The 17,733-nt window shown below is 31.5% G+C and carries 11 protein-coding genes; 4 read left to right on the top strand and 7 right to left on the bottom strand.

Annotated elements, in window-relative coordinates:
- Positions 1-78: 78 nt before the first annotated feature.
- The 3 genes from BM335_RS04155 to BM335_RS04145 all read right to left on the bottom strand — a co-directional run bounded on the left by BM335_RS04155 (position 79) and on the right by BM335_RS04145 (position 4,386).
- The gene (locus BM335_RS04155; RefSeq protein ID WP_090223483.1) at positions 79-2,460 is read right to left on the bottom strand and encodes a ribonucleoside-diphosphate reductase subunit alpha; all 2,382 of its coding nucleotides are present in this window, start codon (positions 2,458-2,460) and stop codon (positions 79-81) included.
- A gap of 126 nt (positions 2,461-2,586) precedes the next feature.
- Complete coding sequence (locus BM335_RS04150; RefSeq protein WP_090223482.1) at positions 2,587-3,561, bottom strand: ribonucleotide-diphosphate reductase subunit beta; 975 nt, start codon at positions 3,559-3,561, stop codon at positions 2,587-2,589.
- Between the two features lie 258 nt (positions 3,562-3,819).
- Positions 3,820-4,386, bottom strand: coding sequence for a DUF3109 family protein (locus BM335_RS04145; protein ID WP_090223481.1), 567 nt, complete (start codon positions 4,384-4,386; stop codon positions 3,820-3,822).
- Between the two features lie 87 nt (positions 4,387-4,473).
- On the opposite strand from BM335_RS04145, the gene BM335_RS04140 reads away from it, so the two are divergent.
- Positions 4,474-5,058: a MarC family protein gene (locus BM335_RS04140; RefSeq protein WP_090223480.1), complete on the top strand. Its 585-nt coding sequence runs from the start codon at positions 4,474-4,476 to the stop codon at positions 5,056-5,058.
- Positions 5,059-5,119: 61 nt separating this feature from the next.
- The gene (locus BM335_RS04135; protein WP_090223479.1) at positions 5,120-5,731 is read left to right on the top strand and encodes an FAD-dependent oxidoreductase; all 612 of its coding nucleotides are present in this window, start codon (positions 5,120-5,122) and stop codon (positions 5,729-5,731) included.
- 8 nt (positions 5,732-5,739) lie between these two features.
- Here BM335_RS04135 and BM335_RS04130 read toward each other — a convergent pair whose 3' ends face one another.
- The 4 genes from BM335_RS04130 to BM335_RS04115 form a co-directional block, all read right to left on the bottom strand.
- Positions 5,740-6,252: a DUF3124 domain-containing protein gene (locus BM335_RS04130; protein ID WP_090223478.1), complete on the bottom strand. Its 513-nt coding sequence runs from the start codon at positions 6,250-6,252 to the stop codon at positions 5,740-5,742.
- Between the two features lie 197 nt (positions 6,253-6,449).
- The gene (locus BM335_RS15660) at positions 6,450-8,642 is read right to left on the bottom strand and encodes a hypothetical protein (protein ID WP_177219151.1); all 2,193 of its coding nucleotides are present in this window, start codon (positions 8,640-8,642) and stop codon (positions 6,450-6,452) included.
- Positions 8,643-8,730: 88 nt separating this feature from the next.
- On the bottom strand, positions 8,731-11,502 hold the full coding sequence (locus tag BM335_RS04120) for a TonB-dependent receptor (RefSeq protein ID WP_090223477.1): 2,772 nt from the start codon (positions 11,500-11,502) through the stop codon (positions 8,731-8,733).
- Between the two features lie 120 nt (positions 11,503-11,622).
- Positions 11,623-12,006: a carboxypeptidase-like regulatory domain-containing protein gene (locus tag BM335_RS04115; RefSeq protein ID WP_090223476.1), complete on the bottom strand. Its 384-nt coding sequence runs from the start codon at positions 12,004-12,006 to the stop codon at positions 11,623-11,625.
- 162 nt (positions 12,007-12,168) lie between these two features.
- Between BM335_RS04115 and BM335_RS04110 the strand changes: the two genes are divergently transcribed.
- Together BM335_RS04110 and BM335_RS04105 are read left to right on the top strand one after the other, a co-directional pair.
- Positions 12,169-13,500, top strand: coding sequence for a deoxyguanosinetriphosphate triphosphohydrolase (locus BM335_RS04110; RefSeq protein ID WP_090224046.1), 1,332 nt, complete (start codon positions 12,169-12,171; stop codon positions 13,498-13,500).
- A gap of 35 nt (positions 13,501-13,535) precedes the next feature.
- On the top strand, positions 13,536-17,732 hold the full coding sequence (locus BM335_RS04105) for a proprotein convertase P-domain-containing protein (RefSeq protein ID WP_090223475.1): 4,197 nt from the start codon (positions 13,536-13,538) through the stop codon (positions 17,730-17,732).
- Position 17,733: the final 1 nt, after the last annotated feature.

Below are 17,733 nucleotides of genomic sequence, written 5' to 3'. Positions count from 1 at the left end.
ACCCTTATAAATTCAAAAACCCTTATCATTTAATTTGATAAGGGTTTTTTAGTCTTTGGGCAAAAAATATTAATATGATTATGAACCGCACATTTCACAATCATCAGGATTGTTTTGTGAAGCTATTAACATAGCTTTTAATTCTTCAGGTGTTAAAGGAATATCTTCTACTTTCTTTTCTTTTGAAACTGTAAATTGAATAGCGTTTACGGCACTTTTTGTACGTAAATAATACATTCCGGTTTTTAAACCACTTTTCCAAGCATAAAAATGCATAGATGTTAATTTGGCATAATTAGCGTCTTGCATAAACAAGTTTAAGGATTGCGATTGGTCAATAAAATAACCACGTTGTCGCGACATATCAATAATGTCTTTCATACTCATTTCCCACACAGTTTTATACAAATCTTTTAAGTTTTGAGGAATCACATCAATATGCTGAATAGATCCGTTAGCACGCATAATGCTTTCTTTCATTTCATTATTCCATAAACCTAATTCTACTAAATCTTCTAGCAAATGTTTGTTTACTACAATAAACTCACCACTTAAAACTCTACGTGTGTAAATGTTTGAAGTGTAGGGTTCAAAAGCTTCGTTATTTCCAAGTATTTGCGATGTAGAAGCTGTTGGCATTGGTGCTACTAATAATGAGTTTCTAACACCATTTTTTAGTACTTTTTTACGCAATGCTTTCCAATCCCAGCGTCCGCTTAAATCATCTTCTGAAACTCCCCACATATTAAACTGAAATTCACCTAAAGATATTGGCGATCCTTTATAAGTAGCGTAAGTGCCTTTTACTTTCGCCATTTCCATAGACGAAGTTACAGCAGCAAAATAAATGGTTTCAAAAATTTCTTCGTTCAATTTCTTAGCCTCATCACTTGTAAAAGGTATACGCAGCATAATAAATGCATCTGCTAATCCTTGAATTCCTAATCCTATTGGTCTATGACGGAAATTAGAATTTTCAGCTTCTTTTACTGGATAATAATTTCTGTCAATTACAGTATCTAAGTTTTTTGTGATTTTTTTTGTTACTGTAAATAGTTTTTTATGGTTGAAAAACTTTTCTCCTTTTTCATTCTCTTCTACAAACATTGGAATAGCAATAGATGCTAAGTTACAAACAGCAACCTCATCTTTTGCGGTATATTCCATAATTTCAGTACACAAGTTAGAGGAACGAATGGTACCTAAATTCTTTTGATTGGATTTTCTGTTTGCTGCATCTTTATACAACATATACGGGTTTCCAGTTTCAATTTGAGCTTCTAAAATTTTTTCCCAAAGTTCACGGGCTTTTATAGTTTTTCGACCTTTTCCAACCGCTTCGTAACCAGTATATAATTTTTCAAATTCATCGCCATAGGTATCAAATAAATGTGGACATTCATTTGGGCACATTAATGTCCAGTTTCCATCTTCTTCTACACGTTTCATAAATAAATCTGGAATCCACATGGCATAAAATAAATCACGCGCACGCATTTCTTCGGCTCCTGTATTTTTACGTAAATCTAAAAAGTTGAAAACATCGGCGTGCCAAGGTTCCATATAAATTGCAAATGATCCTTTACGTTTTCCGCCACCTTGATCTACATAACGCGCTGTATCATTGTACACTTTTAACATGGGTACAATTCCGTTTGATGTACCGTTTGTACCTCTAATATACGAACCTGTGGCACGTACATTGTGGATTGATAAACCAATTCCACCGGCAGATTGTGATATTTTTGCAGTCTGTTTTAAAGTATCGTAAATTCCATCAATGCTATCTTCTTGAATTTGTAATAAAAAGCACGACGACATTTGTGGTTTTGGCGTTCCGGAATTGAACAACGTTGGCGTAGCGTGTGTAAATATTTTTTTAGACATTAATTCGTACGTTTCAATTGCTTCATCAATATCTTCCATATGAATTCCAATAGCAACACGCATTAACATATGTTGTGGACGTTCAACTATTTCGCCATTTAACTTTAATAAATATGAACGTTCTAGGGTTTTAAATCCAAAATAATCATAGCCAAAATCTCGGTTGTAAATTATTGTAGAATCTAGTTTTGCAGCATTATTCATAATCACATTATATGTTTCATCTGATAATAATGGCGCTTTTTTTCCTGTACGCGGATTTATATAATTGTATAAATCCGTCATAACTTCTGAAAAAGTTTTTTTGGTGTTTTTATGTAAGTTAGAAACCGCAATACGTGCAGCAAGTTTTGCATAATCTGGATGTTGCACAGTCATTGTTGCAGCAGTTTCAGCGGCAAGATTGTCTAACTCTGAAGTTGTTACTCCATCATATAAACCTTCAATAACTCGCATTGCAACCTTTACTGGATCAACTAAATTATTTAATCCATAACACATTTTGCGAACTCTGGCAGTGATTTTATCAAACATCACAGGTTCTTTTCTTCCGTCTCTTTTTACTACAAACATAAACGATTCTTTTTTTGATTTATAAGGTAAGTTTTAAGCGTAAAATATACGTTATAACTTGCCTTTTTATATTAGTTGGTTTTTATAAAAATCTGATTTTTAGAAAATCAAAAGATATTTTGTAATTTAAAAATCAGCATCAAAGCTAATACTTCCTGTTCCTGAACCACTTTTTACACCAGCTTTTTGATATTCAGAAACACGTTTTTCGAAAAAATTTGTCTTTCCTTCTAAAGAAATCATTTCCATAAAATCAAAAGGATTTGAAACGTTATATACTGAATCGCAACCAAATTCCATAAGTAATCTGTCAGTTACAAATTCTAAATATTGCGTCATTAATTTGGCGTTCATACCAATTAAACTAACGGGTAATGATTCTGTTATAAATTTACGCTCAATATCTAACGCATCTACAATAATTTCTGTTATGCGTTCTTTTGGAACTTTATTTACAATATGGTTGTTGTGTAAATGCACTGCAAAGTCGCAATGCAAACCTTCATCACGAGAAATTAATTCGTTAGAAAAAGTTAAACCTGGTAATAAACCTCTTTTCTTTAACCAGAAAATAGAACAAAAACTTCCTGAAAAGAAAATTCCTTCAACCGCAGCAAATGCAATTAAACGTTCGGCAAAACTTGGACTTTCAATCCATTTTAATGCCCAATCGGCTTTTAATTTAATGGCAGGAAAAACTTCAATGGCTTTAAATAATTCGTTTTTTTCAACTTCATTTTTTACATAGGTATCAATTAACAATGAATACACTTCAGAATGAATGTTTTCCATCATTATTTGAAAACCATAAAAGAATTTTGCTTCGGAATATTGTACTTCGCTCACAAAATTTTCGGCTAAATTTTCGTTAACAATTCCATCAGAAGCTGCAAAAAATGCTAAAATATGTTTGATAAAATAACGTTCATCATCGGTTAATTTCTTTTCCCAATCTATTACATCTTGATGCAAATCAATTTCTTCAGCGGTCCAAATACTTGCCTCTTGTTTTTTGTACCATTCCCAAATATCTTGATGTTGAATGGGAAAAATTACAAATCGGTCTTTATTTTCTTGCAAGATTGGTTCTATAAACGACATTTTATCTCTGATTTTTTTAGGTTTTAAATAGTTGTAGTTCTTCTTGAAATAAGAAAAACAAAGATTGAAAAAAAACAGACAGGAAAAAAGGTCACTTATTCACAATTAACGGTAAGTTTTTAACATTTTACTGTTTTTTGAATAAACGATTAAATGGTATTAAATACTGATAATCAGATGCATACATTCGTTAAAATTAACTGAATTGCCTATTTTATTGAGGTTTAAGCAAGTAACAAATTAATGTTAAACTTAATTTTACTTTTTATAATTTTCAGCAGTTTTTTCAAGTTCAGCATACCAGTTTTTACCAAACTTTCTAATTAAAGCATCTTTTACAAATTTGTAAACAGGCACTTGCAATTCTTTTCCTAAAATACAAGCATCATCGCAAATTGGCCATTTATGGTAATTTACAGCAGTAAACTCGCTATATTCCATTAAACGTACAGGATATAAATGGCACGAAATAGGTTTTCTCCATTTAATTTTACCTTGATTGTAAGCTTCTTCTATGCCGCATTTTGCAATATTTTTTTCATCAAAAATTACATAGGCGCAATCTTTTTCATTAATCAAAGGCGTTTCGTATTCACCTTCATTGGTAATAAATAAGCCTTGATCTTCAATTGCTTTTATACCTTCTTCTCTTAAAAAAGGTTTTACTAAAGGATAAATATCTAATAAAATTTGAAGCTCACTTTCTTCTAATGGTGCGCCAGCTTCTCCATCAATACAACATTTTCCTTTGCAGGCTTTTAAATTACAGACAAAATCTTTTTCTATAATGTCTTCCGAAACTATGGTTTTTCCTAATTGAAACATTTGGCAAAATTAAACTATTTTTTTATACATTTTATGAAATCCTAAATTTCGATTGCCTAATTTTGTCCAAACCAAAAAAATAGTAAAATGGCATTAGATTTTAAGGAAATATTTACGGCAGTCATGATTTTATTTGCGGTTATTGATATTATTGGAAATATTCCAATTATTATTGATTTACGAGCTAAAGTTGGGCACATACATTCTGAAAGAGCCTCAATTGTTGCAGGATTAATAATGATTGCATTTTTATTTTTAGGGAAAAGCATATTAAATTTAATTGGTATTGATGTAAATTCTTTTGCTGTGGCAGGTTCTTTTATCTTGTTTTTTTTAGCGTTAGAAATGATTTTAGGAATTTCCTTGTATAAAGAAGAGCAAATAACTCCAAAAACAATATCTGTTTTTCCAATTGCATTTCCTTTAATAGCGGGCCCGGGAAGTTTAACAACCATTTTATCATTAAGGGCAGAATATGCTACAATTAACATTGTAATTGCTATTGTTATAAATATGATTTTTATGTATTTAGTTTTAAGAACTTCCAATAAAATTGAAAAATTACTTGGTGAAAACGGTATTAATATTTTAAGAAAAGTATTCGGTGTTATATTATTAGCGATAGCTGTTAAATTATTTGCTTCAAATATTCAAGGATTGTTTAAAATGTAACAATCGTAACTATTTTTTACAGAATATAATTTATTTTAGATTATTAAAATTTTATTGAAATATGAAAACTTTTGATGTGTTAATTATTGGTGGAGGTGCAGCAGGATTGTCTTGTGCCTTAATTTTAGGCTCGGCATTAACTAAACCTTTTGCTAATAATAAACATATAGCAATAATCACCCATCAAAAAAACTCGGCACTTCAAACGGCTGAACTAAATAATGTTTTAGGTTTTAAAAAAGGAACTAAAGGCAATGAAATTTTAGCGCAAGGACTGCAACAATTAGCGGATATATATCCTCAAGTTGTACAAATTGAAAAAGAAAAAGTAAATGAAATTATTACTGAAAGTGATTTTATTACGGTTGTTACAAATAAAAATACGTATACGGCTAAAAACATAGTTGTTGCAACTACACCTTCAAATTTATTTGATATTAAAGGGTTAATGCAATTTGTACAACCGCATCCTGCAATTCCTACAATTAAAGAAAAAATTATGCTTAAAAATATCAATCATGTGGTAAGTAAAGGCATTTATGTTGCGGGTGTTTTAGCGGGCTTTAGAAGTCAATACGCTATTGCAGCAGGAAGTGGCACTCAAGTTGCTACAGATATTTTAACGGAATGGAATGGTGGAAATCACACCATGGTTCACGATGTTATTGAATGAGAAAGTCTTTAATGCGTTATTTTTTTTCCTATAGTAGAAAAGGATAAACCTTGTTGCCCTGAAGTTGAAATCATTATGCCCTCAAATAGTGGTTCATTTGAAGTTTGTTTAATAGCCCAATCAAAAATAAAATTTGCACCTGTACCACCTTGTTTATCTAATTCATCAATTACAATTTCAACTGTTTCCATTGGTTTTAAAAATATTGGTTTGTTAAAATAAGTACGAATTAAATTTCCTTCGGTATCAAAATAAGAAGCATTATTAATAAAAATTGAATCGTTTAAATTGGTGTTTCGCATACTAACTGTTACCGTTAAGCTGTGAGTTCTGTGCTCAGTAGTACTGTAAATTTGAGAATAAACTGATAAATAAGATTTTCCTATTTGAAGAGAATCGCTAAGTTTGCTATTTAGAGTTCTTTTTTCCCAATTTATAGGCGCAATGGAACTAATTTCCTTGCTGTTTTCACAAGAAATAAAAAGGATACTTATACATAAAAGTAAGGTAATTTTTTTCATTGTTTTTTGATTAGAAAAGATGATGAACTTCAAATTTAATGAAAATTTCTTTTAGTATATAAAAAGTTAGTACGATTTGATTTTATTAGTAAAATTGCTTTCTACAATACAAAATATTAATATGCGATGTGAAGAATGAAGAAACTAAAAAGCCAGTGCATTGCACTGGCTTTTTTTTATTTTAGTTATTGTGTCAATTAAAATTTAGCCCAGCCTGCAGCCCAACTTGGTGCGTCAGATTTATTTCCTGCGCCTGTTGCGGTAGAAACTTCAGTAATAAATGTTGAAGATCCTGAATAGTCGGTTAATTTAAAATCGGTTGTATTGTTTGTAAATTGCACATTTGTCATCACTAATTTACCAGTTGCAATACGCGCAATAGCTGCGGCATCTGTACTTTTTACTTTTACACCTAAATTTACGCCATCAATATAAAAGTTATCAACCGTAAAATTTCCTCCACCTTCTTTAAAGTATAGTGCACCTTCAGTAACCGGACCAACTACAGTAATATTTTTTAATGTTGCAACAGTTACAGGTGTAGCATCACCGTTATCACCATTGTTAGAACCTTCTATTCCTGCTTTTGCAGCTCCTGTAATGTACCAATTTTCACCAGTTCCAGCCCAACCATCAGCAAAATCAATTCCATCATCTTGGCTATTTGTTGAGATTAAATATTTTCCGCTCACAGTTCCACCAAAAAACTCAATTCCATCATCACTACCTTCGTAAGATTGCACATATTCAACAGTAGTTCCAGATCCAACACCAAATAATGATAATCCATTAAATTCTTTATCTGGTGTAAAGTTAGCACCTGTGTATTCTAATCGTAAATATTTTATAGAACCTGAATTGTCGTTTGAAATTGTTCCACCGTAAGTTAGATCAGCAACTTCTGAAGTTGCTACTGAACCAACATTTGTTGGCGCTTTACCACAAACAACTAAGCCACCCCAATCAGCAGGATTTGGAGTTGCAGCACCTGAAGTCATAATTACTGGATTGTCAGCTGTACCATTTACGTAAATTTTTCCACCTTGTGCTACTGCAATGTAAGCAGATGTACCACCAGTTGCTTTAATTACTGTTCCTGCAGGAATAGTTAATGAACCACCATCTTTTACAACAAATGAACTTGTTAGCTTGTATGCTATACTTGCATTTAATGTTACATTACCTGTTACAACACCGGCTAAGTTTTCTGAAGTAACACCACTGTTGCTTAATCCTCTTGTCCAACCAGCAGTCCAATCTGGTGCAGCCGCCCCATTTCCAGCTCCTGTTGCGATACCTTCTTGTATAAAATCAGTGTTAGTACCAGTGTAATCTGTAAATGCAAACCCTGTGGTGTTAGATGCAAATTGAACATCAGTCATAACTAATTTATCAGTGTCAATTCTTGCGATGGCTGAAGCATCAGAGCTTTTTACTTTTACTCCTAAATCTACACTTGCAATATAAAAATTATCGATGTTAAAGTTTCCGCCACCTTCTTTAAAGTATAATGCACCTTCAGTTACTGGACCAACAACTGTAATGTTTCTTAAAGTAGCATTGGTTACAGGTGTAGCATCACCGTTATCGCCATTGTTTGAGCCTTCAATACCTGCTTTAGCTGCTCCAGAAATAAACCAGTTTTCACCAGTTCCTGCCCAACCATCTGCAAAATCAATTCCATCATCTTGACTATTTGTAGAAACTAAGTATTTTCCTTGCACTGTTCCTCCAAAAAACTCAATTCCATCATCACTACCTTCGTAAGATTGAATATATTCTACAACAGTTCCTGAACCAACCCCAAACAGTGATAAACCATTAAACTCTTTGTCTGGTGTAAAATTGGCTCCAGTATATTCTAAACGCAAATATCTGATTGAACCTGAGTTATCATTAGAAACTGTTCCACCATAAGTTAAATCTGCAACTTCAGAAGTTGCGGTTGCTCCCACATTTGTTGGTGCTTTACCACAAACTACTAAACCTCCCCAGTTAGCTGGTTCAGGAGAATCAGCACCAGATGTCATAACTACAGGATTGTCTGCAGTACCATTAATATATATTTTTCCACCTTGTGCCACAGCAATATAAGCTGCGGTACCTCCAGTTGCTTTAATAACAGTTCCTGCAGGAATAGTTAATGATCCACCATCTCTAACTATATAAGCTGCTGTGAGTTGGTAAACTAAACCAGCATCAAGAGTTACATTGTCCGTAACATCACCAGCTAAAGCTGTGTTTGCAGCACAAGGTTCGCAAGTAGAACCACCACAGTCAATACCGGTTTCATCACCGTTTTGAATTCCATCGCCACAGGTTGCAATTGGGTTATCATCATCATTGCTTCCACATGAAGTTATGAAAGCTGCACTGACAATTAGTATCATTAGCGTTAAAATTTGTTTTTTCATCATTTTTGTTTTTATTGATTTGTAAAAATTAGTTACTGTTTTTGTTAATTGTAATTTGTAAGTTTTAAAATGTATACGATAGTGATAGTTTTAAGTTTGTCCCTTTTTTAAAGGAAGAAACTATTACGTTCTGAGTTTCTTGAACTCTCTCTATTGATGGATTTAAAATGTTTTTTGCTGAAATACTTAAACCTAGCTTATCATTTAGTTTAGATTTTAAAATAAAATCTAATGAACCTGAACCTTGATCAACTAAATTTCCTTTTCCTTCGGTTCCTAAGGCAAAAATTCTATCAGAAAAATAATTATATGCTACAGTTGCTTGTATGCTTTTGTTGTTATTGAATTCTCTTTCAAAGCTGATGTCTGCGTTTAAAAGGAGGTTTGATGCGCCAGATAGGTTATCTTCAGTATTTGTAAAATCAACGCTAATTCCATATCCTGCAGCAGAAGTTTCATTTATAACTTTTTCTTTATCTAACTCTTGGTTGGAGTACATATAGGACGTATTAAAACCAATAGTTAGTTTATTATTGTTATTTAATAAACTTTTTCTAATTTCAAACTCTGCACCAATTACTGTTGCAGCATCACCCGAGTTTACATAGCTAATATCATTAGAAGCAGAGTTTATTACAACTTCATTTATTGGATTTTGTATGGATTTTCCAAAAACACCTAAAGCAATAATTTCATTAGATTTTGGAAAATATTCCCATTTAAAATCAGCGTTATAGTCTGTTGAAGCATATAAGTTTGGATTACCAACTGAAGATTGTGTTGCGCCTACAAATTGAAATAAAGCACGCTCAATATATTGAGGTAAAGTATATGATTTACTTGCTGCAAATTTTAAATTTTGTTGCTCGTTTACTTCATATTTTAAGGAAATCATTGGTAAAATTTCCAATTTATCTAATTTGCTTGATCCCGATGATAAAGAAGTATCCCAATTAATTGTTTGATTTATTTGCTCGGCTCTGGTACCTGCAACAACTGTTAGTTTTGGAGATATAATATATTCAACCGAAATGTATCCAGCGTGAATATCTTGAGGACCTCCAAAAGTTTGCGGACTTAAAGCATTTGCCTGACTTACATTACCTCTAAAAGTTTCAATACTGAATAAATTGGCATTTAAGTTAGCTTGATTAAAATAAGCATCTAAATTGTAAATATTTTCAACAAAGGGCTGGTCAACTCTTGTATTAATTCGTAAGTTAAATTGTGTTGCTTTAAAATCAACAGTTTTAAATCTGCCGCTATATCCTAAAGTTAATTTTCCTCTAAATTCATCGGTTTCATTTTTACCAAATTTGTAAGTAGTTGAAAAATTAGTCGCAATTTCTTCTTCTTCTAAATTTTGATAAAATCGATGATTATCTGAAGCGTTGTTTGTTTGTTGAAATGATTTTGGACCCTCTGGATTGTCCCAGTTATCTGGAGTTAAAATATTTTGTCTTCTGTTTGGTACAGCATTTTTAACAAAATTGTAGGATGCACCCCAATTTACATCTAATGCATCGGTTATTGTATGCTCGCCTAAAAGTTGATGTACAATAAGTTCGGTTCTTTCAAAAGTTGCTCTCTGTAAAAAAGCGCCACCTTCTGGAGCGTAATCAAAAATATCAACAGTACCATAATATTCATCTTGTTTTTGACTTGTTGAGTTAATGTATAAACCGTTGTATTTTAATGATTGATTTTTATGAGAAACACCAATATTACTCAGTAATGTAGTGTTCGTATCATAAGCATAGCTTGTAAAATCATAATCTTTTCTGGCTACACCGCCTACATTTACTGATCCACGAGAAACGCCTTCTTTATAAGAATAACCGTTATCAAAAGATCCAACAGCAAATATATTTACCTTGGTATCTTTACCTATATTAAAACTTTCACCACCTTTTATAGAAACGCTTCCATTAATAGGTGAATTTGCCTTTTCTCTATCCCAACTTGTTGTAAAGTTGTAATTACTTAACGGAAAACTTGGATACGATTTTGTGTAAAATCCTGAATAATTTGGACCATCATTTAAATAAAAATCTGATTGCGAAATAGCTTCAGAATTTGCTCCTGTTCCAATGCCAATCTCTAAGAACCCTGTTCCTTTGTAGTTTTTTGAAGCAATATTAACATTTGCTCCAGCAAAATCGCCGTAATTTTTTACTGTGTAGGTTTTGTCAATACCAATAAATTCAACAATATCTGTAGAGAAAATTCCTAAGTCTATATTCTTTTTTGATGGATTGTTTGATGGTAATGGTAATCCGTTTAAGGTGGTAATATTATATCTATCTCCAAGCCCACGAACAAAAACATTACCCGAACCTTCTTCTTTTGAAATTCCTGTTGTTTTAGTTAAAGCTGCAGCCACATCGCTAACACCTTTTCTGTTTAGTTCTTCCGCACCAATTTTTTGTTCAATTGTAGTTGCTTTACGTTGTTCTGTTAATAAAGCACTTTCAGACTCTTTACTTACACTTCCTGTAATTTGTATTTCGTTTAATGAAACACCTTCGCTTGCGCTCAATATTTGGTTAACTGTTGTGTTTTCGCCTTGTTTTACTTGTATTTTTGGTATTTCAACAGTTTTGTAACCTATAAAACTAAATACTAACGTGTAAATTCCAGCATCGGCTTTAAGCTCATATTTTCCATCAAAATCTGTGGTAGTTCCTATTGAAGTGCCTTTAATAAATACATTTGCAAATGGTAAGGCTGCGTTTTCAAATTCTTTGTCTAATACTATTCCACTTACCGTTCCTTTATTTTGACTAAATAACAATGTGCTAAATAATAAAAATATACCTATAATTGTCTTGTTCATTTTTGTCTTAAAATTTCTTGAGGCAAAGGAACAAGAGCTACGTAAATGAAAGGTTATGTTGTTATTATGAAAACTTAATAAAAGTGTTAACTAAATGTTAGCTTAAATTTAAGTACAATTTTATTGTAAACTTGCTATTGAAATTGAAGATGCAACTTTTAATGCGGGTAATGATTGTTTGATGTTGGTTGTGGTGTTTGAAATAACTTTAACATTGTCTATTTCAATTGTTTTATAGCCTATAAAGCGCACTTCTAAATTGTAAATACCTGGTTTTAAGTCAAATTTAAAAGTTCCGTCCATTGCTGATTCGGTTTTAGTCTCAGAATTTTTTACGATAATTTCAGCAAAAACCAAAGGTTCGTTATTATTATCTTCATCTAAAACTAGACCTTTTATTGTACCATTTTGTTTATTTTCAGAAAAAAATGAATCAACTTTTAATGATTGACTATATGTAAAAACAGTTGAAAAAATAGTAAATAATAGTACGAAATATTTCATTGGTAATATGTTTTATTTAATGCTCAAATAAACAAATACAGTGTTAATTAAAGGTTATTTAAAACTTATAGTTTTGTAACTATAATGTAAATATTTGACATTATTTTGGATGTATGAAAACTAATTTATTGAGTATATTGCAACAAATTATTTACAATGAAAATGAATTGGAGTCAATTATTATCACTTAAAAGATTTGGTGATACTCAAAAAAGATTAAGAAATGAACAAGATGAAACTAGATTGGGTTTTGAAGTAGACTATGATCGTATTATATTTTCAGATTCATTTAGAAGTTTACAAGATAAAACACAAGTAGTTCCACTTTCAAAAACAGACTTTGTTCATACGCGTTTAACACATAGTTTAGAGGTAAGTGTTGTAGCGCGTTCTCTTGGGAGAATTGTTGGCGAAAAAGTACTTTTAAAACATCCAAATTTAATTGAAGAAGGATTTAAAATGAATGATTTTGGTGCAATTGTAGCAACTGCTGCATTAGCACATGATATAGGAAATCCACCTTTTGGTCATAGCGGAGAAAAAGCAATTGGTGAATATTTTAAAAGCGGAAATGGTTTAAAATACAAAGAATATTTATCTGCAAAACAATGGCAAGATATTATTGATTTTGAAGGAAATGCTAATGGATTTAGAATTTTAAATGAAAGTAAGTCCGGAAGTATTGGAGGATTAAGATTATCCTATGCAACTTTAGGCACTTTTATAAAATATCCAAAAGAATCATTACCAAAAAAACCAACTTTACATATTGCAGATAAAAAATATGGAATATTTCAAAACGATATTGCTTGTTTTAAAGAAGTTGCTCAAGAATTGGGTTTAATTTCTTCAGGCAATACCGAAAACATTTCATACAGAAGGCATCCATTAGCATATTTAGTTGAAGCTGCAGATGATATTTGTTATACCATTATTGATTTTGAAGATGGAATAAACTTAGGATTAATTGAAGAAGATTATGCGTTAGAATATTTAATTAAACTGGTAAAAAATTCTATTGATTCAAAAAAATACCATCAATTAAAATTTAAAAAAGACAGGCTTAGTTATTTGCGTGCATTAGCAATTGGAACACTTATTACAGAAGCTTCAAATGTTTTCCTTGAAAATGAAGAGGCTATTTTAAAAGGAGAATACCAACATTCTTTATTAGACAAATGTTCTTTTGAAGCTCAAATTAATGATATTATTAAAATAAGTGTCGAAAAAATTTATAAAAGTAGGGAAGTAATTGAAAAAGAGTTGTTTGGATACAATATAATTGCTACATTGTTAGATGTATTTTTAACAGCACTAAATAATAGCTTTGAAAATAAGATTACAAATTACGATAAGTTAATTTTAAATCTATTGCCTGAAAGTATTCAAAAACCACAAGAAACAACGTATTTAAGAATTTTAAGTATTTGTGGTTTTGTGGCAAGTTTAACCGATGGTTATGCCTTGCAATTGTATAAAAAATTAAAAGGTTAGCTTAAAACCTATTAAACCTTATAGTAAACCCCATAATGAATAATAAAAAGTATTACATATTACTATTATTAGTACCTACTATATTACTAATATACCTTTTAAAATTTAATGAAGCTACAAATTCTTCTTTAACTATTTTAGAGTTAAGAGAAAAACATGCCAATTTTTTAGCAAATAGTCCTTTTAAAAAAACTCTAAAGCTTTCTAAAACCGAACGAAAAGCGTTACAGCTTCCTCCAAATAAATATTATGAAAGAGAGTGGGAGTTAACAATGAATCCAGCTACAGGAAAGCCTGAACCATTTAAAGTTTTTGAAATTCAAGAAAAAAGAAATAACACATCTAGAAGAGTGCCAGGCGATGGAACTTCTGGAAATGATTGGATTGATAGAGGACCAAATAATGTAGGAGGAAGAACCAGAGTTGTGTTATTTGACCCAAATGACGCAACAAATAAACGTGTATTTGCAGGTGGTGTAAGTGGAGGTTTATGGAAAAATGAAGATATTACCAACGCAAATCCATCATGGACACTTGTTTCGGGTGTGCCAAGTAATATGAACATTTCTTGTATAACTGTAGACCCAAATAATTCTGATATATGGTATATTGGTACAGGTGAACAATATACGTTTGGTGCAGCAGTTGGAAACGGTGTTTATAAAACTATAAATGGAGGAACAACGTGGACTCATGTTCCAGTTCAAATAGCTGGAGGCGGTAATCTTTCTAGTTCAACGTCTGATTTTTTAGCAGGAATTTATTATATAAATGATATTATTGCTTGGAATCATATGAATTGGGATGGTTTAGGAAATAATAGAACAGAAATTTTTATTGGTGTTGGAGGACATCTTTATGGAGATGCTGCAAATAAAAATAATTGGTTAGGGCTTCAATCTTCAGGTTTATATAAATCAGTAAATGAAGGCTTAAATTGGAGTAGAATAGAATCTGCAAACATGCAATTTACATGGAGTTCCATAAATTTTTATTATATCCCTAATGATTTTGAAATTTCTGCAGATAATAAATTGTGGATGGGAACAATAACAACTCCTGGTATTGGAGGCAGTGGTGGAGGAAGAGTTTTTAATTCTACAGATGGCTCAACTTTTACACAAAAAACAACTTTAGCTAATTCAAACAGAGTAGAGTTAGCTGTTTCAAAAACAAATGCCAATAAAATATATGCGTTAACGGAAGGAACAACCTCTGAAGGACCACACATTTATGCCACAACTAATGCTTTTACAAATATTACGGAACTTGCTAAGCCAAATGATGCAGATAATGGAATTCCTGCTAATGATTTTACACGTGGACAAGCTTTTTATGATTTGGTAGTTGAGGTAGATCCTTCAAATGATGATATTGTTTATGTGGGCGGAATAGATTTGTTTAGAACTTCACAAGGTATTAATACCAATTTAGCAAGTGAATGGGATCAAATATCAAAATGGTCTAACAATGCCAATTTAAACACTTTAAGTTGTTCATATGTTCATGCCGATCAACATGCATTTACTTTTAGACCAGAAAACAGTAATCAAGCAGTTATAGGTTGTGATGGTGGTATTTACTATGCGTCAAATTTATCTACTGCAGTATCTAACTCTAATGCAATATCTTCAAGAAATAAAGATTATAATGTAACCCAGTTTTATTATGGTGGTTACGGACAAAGTATTTCAAATGAATTGATTTTAGCTGGAGCACAAGATAACGGAACGCCATTTATAAATGGAGCTTCAGCAGGAGCAAATTCAAGTATTTTTGTTTCTGGTGGTGATGGCGCGTATAGTACTATAGATAAAGATGGAAATTATATGATAGCTTCTTACGTATATGGAAATCATTATTATTATAGTTTACCTTATCCAGGAACATCATATACTATTGATAATAATGATGATGAGGGAGATTTTATCAATCAGGCTGGTTTAGATCATAATTTAAATATTATGTTTTCAAATGGTACCAATGGTTCGTTTGCTATTAACAGATATATTTTAGGAAGTAGTAATGCTACAAAAAGTAAGTTAACAAACGCATTGCTAAATGCAGCTCCTACTGCTTTTAAAGTTTCACCTTTTACAACAACCAGCTCAATATTATTGGTTGGAACTGAAAATGGAAAATTATTAAAATTATCCAATGCGAATGAAACAAATACAAGTGTAATAAAATGGGAAGAAATTACAGGAAGCGCTTTTGTAGGAAGTATTTCTGCAGTTGAATTTGGTGAAACTGAAAATGATATTTTTGTAACTTTTCATAATTATGGGGTAAGTAATATTTGGTATTCATCTAACGGTGGTGTAAGTTGGGTGAATAAAGAAGGTAATTTACCCGATATGCCAGTAAAAAGTATTTTGCAAAATCCATTAGCAAGAAATGAAGTAATTGTTGGTACAGAATTAGGTATTTGGGTATCAAAAAACTTTAATGAAGCAAGTCCAACATGGACTAGTTCTTATAACGGAATGCGTGATGTTAAGGTTGTTGATTTAGATTTAAGAACAAGTGATAACAGTATATTAGCAACTACTTTTGGAAGAGGTGTATTTACTGGTCAGTTTACCAGTTCAACAAACTCAACATATACAATAGCTTCTACAAATAGTGTTTTAGAAGTTTGTACTGCATCTGCAAATGCAGTTTTTAATTTAGATTATAAAGCATTGGGTGGTTATGCAACTTCAACAAATATTTTGGTTTCTGGTGTTCCTTCTGGAGCCACATCAAATTTAAGTGCAAGTACATTTAATAGTTCGGATGCAAGTTTTACGTTGACTTTAACTAATATTAATGCTGTTTCTCCAGGAGAATATATAATTACAGTTACAGGAGTTGGAGGACCAACAGTTTCTAAAGAATTGTTGTTAGTTGTTAAAAATGAAGTTGGAGTTGTTACAACTTCATTACCTGCCGATGGTGCAAATCAAATTAGTATTAATGGAGCTAATTTAACATGGTTAGCAGATGTTCAGGCAACATCTTATGACGTTATAATTTCAACCGATGCAGGTTTTAATACTATAATTGAAACAAGCAATACGCCTAATAATTATTATAAAATAGGAACAATTTTAAACCTATCTACAGTTTATTATTGGAAAGTTAGAGCTAAAAACGATTGTAATACTGGTGATTACTCCGCAACAAAAAATTTTATAACTGCTGCAATTAATAATTGTGATAGACCTGCTGATATAAAAAATGCTAATACTGCTATTGATGATGGTATAATTACTACATCAACTATAAATATTGCGGATAGCTTTACAATTAGTAAAGTAAAAGTTTCGGTAGATATTACACATACGTATATTTCGGATTTTGATATTAAGTTAACATCACCAAATAATACTACCATTGTTTTATTTGATGGATCTTGTGGAGATACTGATGGTTTAGAAGTAACTTTTGATGATGAAGCAGTAAGTACAATAGTTTGTGGTTCACAACCCATTACTGGAACATTTATTCCAACGCAACCTTTAGCTGGCTTTGTAAATGAAAATTCAGTTGGAAATTGGACTATTGAAATATTTGATGCATATACGGGTGATACAGGAACATTAAATAGCTGGTCGTTGGAGTTTTGTTATGCGGAAAATATCACAAATTCAACTTTTACAAATAGCTCGTTAACAGTTGGAACAAATAGCACTTATATATTAAATCAGGCAGAAACGGAGGCCACAAGTATTGGTTCTACCGCTTTTGAACAAGTTTTTATGTTAACAGAATTACCAACTAAAGGAAGTGTGCGTTTAAATAATACAGCTTTGTTGCTTGGGGAAACATTTACACAAAACGATATAAATACAAGTAAAATTACTTATGTAAATAACGCAAGTAGCACTACAACAGATTACTTTAAAGTAGATATTACAAATGCAACCAGTGGTTTTTTACCAAACCAACAAATAAATATAAATATTGATAGCTCATTAGGAATTGATGATCAATTTTTTGAAAGAACGGGTACGTCTATTTTTCCAACAATATCCGATGGTCAATTTTTTATATCCTCAAGTCAATTAACAGGTAAAACAATTATTGAAGTATTTACTATTTCTGGCCAACCCATCTATAAAAATAGTGTGAATTTTGCTAGAGGAAATATTGAGCAAATTGAAATTTATGGAGTTTCTACTGGCGTTTATATCGTAAAATTAACAAGTGATAATGCTCAAGGAAGTAAAAGAATTTTAATAAAGTAAA

Origin of the sequence: Lutibacter maritimus, assembly GCF_900116115.1 — a bacterium.
Taxonomy (GTDB): Bacteria; Bacteroidota; Bacteroidia; order Flavobacteriales; family Flavobacteriaceae; genus Lutibacter; species Lutibacter maritimus.
This window is presented reverse-complemented; position numbering and strand designations above follow the sequence as displayed.

Excerpts from the sequence above, each read along its gene's own strand:
- BM335_RS04130 (WP_090223478.1), bottom strand. The coding sequence starts at position 6,252 with ATGAAAAAAATTACCTTACTTTTATGTATAAGTATCCTTTTTATTTCT.
- BM335_RS04155 (WP_090223483.1), bottom strand. The coding sequence starts at position 2,460 with ATGTTTGTAGTAAAAAGAGACGGAAGAAAAGAACCTGTGATGTTTGAT.
- BM335_RS04105 (WP_090223475.1), top strand. The coding sequence starts at position 13,536 with ATGAATAATAAAAAGTATTACATATTACTATTATTAGTACCTACTATA.
- BM335_RS04115 (WP_090223476.1), bottom strand. The coding sequence starts at position 12,006 with ATGAAATATTTCGTACTATTATTTACTATTTTTTCAACTGTTTTTACA.
- BM335_RS04150 (WP_090223482.1), bottom strand. The coding sequence starts at position 3,561 with ATGTCGTTTATAGAACCAATCTTGCAAGAAAATAAAGACCGATTTGTA.
- BM335_RS04120 (WP_090223477.1), bottom strand. The coding sequence starts at position 11,502 with ATGAACAAGACAATTATAGGTATATTTTTATTATTTAGCACATTGTTA.
- BM335_RS15660 (WP_177219151.1), bottom strand. The coding sequence starts at position 8,642 with ATGATACTAATTGTCAGTGCAGCTTTCATAACTTCATGTGGAAGCAAT.
- BM335_RS04135 (WP_090223479.1), top strand. The coding sequence starts at position 5,120 with ATGAAAACTTTTGATGTGTTAATTATTGGTGGAGGTGCAGCAGGATTG.
- BM335_RS04145 (WP_090223481.1), bottom strand. The coding sequence starts at position 4,386 with ATGTTTCAATTAGGAAAAACCATAGTTTCGGAAGACATTATAGAAAAA.
- BM335_RS04110 (WP_090224046.1), top strand. The coding sequence starts at position 12,169 with ATGAATTGGAGTCAATTATTATCACTTAAAAGATTTGGTGATACTCAA.
- BM335_RS04140 (WP_090223480.1), top strand. The coding sequence starts at position 4,474 with ATGGCATTAGATTTTAAGGAAATATTTACGGCAGTCATGATTTTATTT.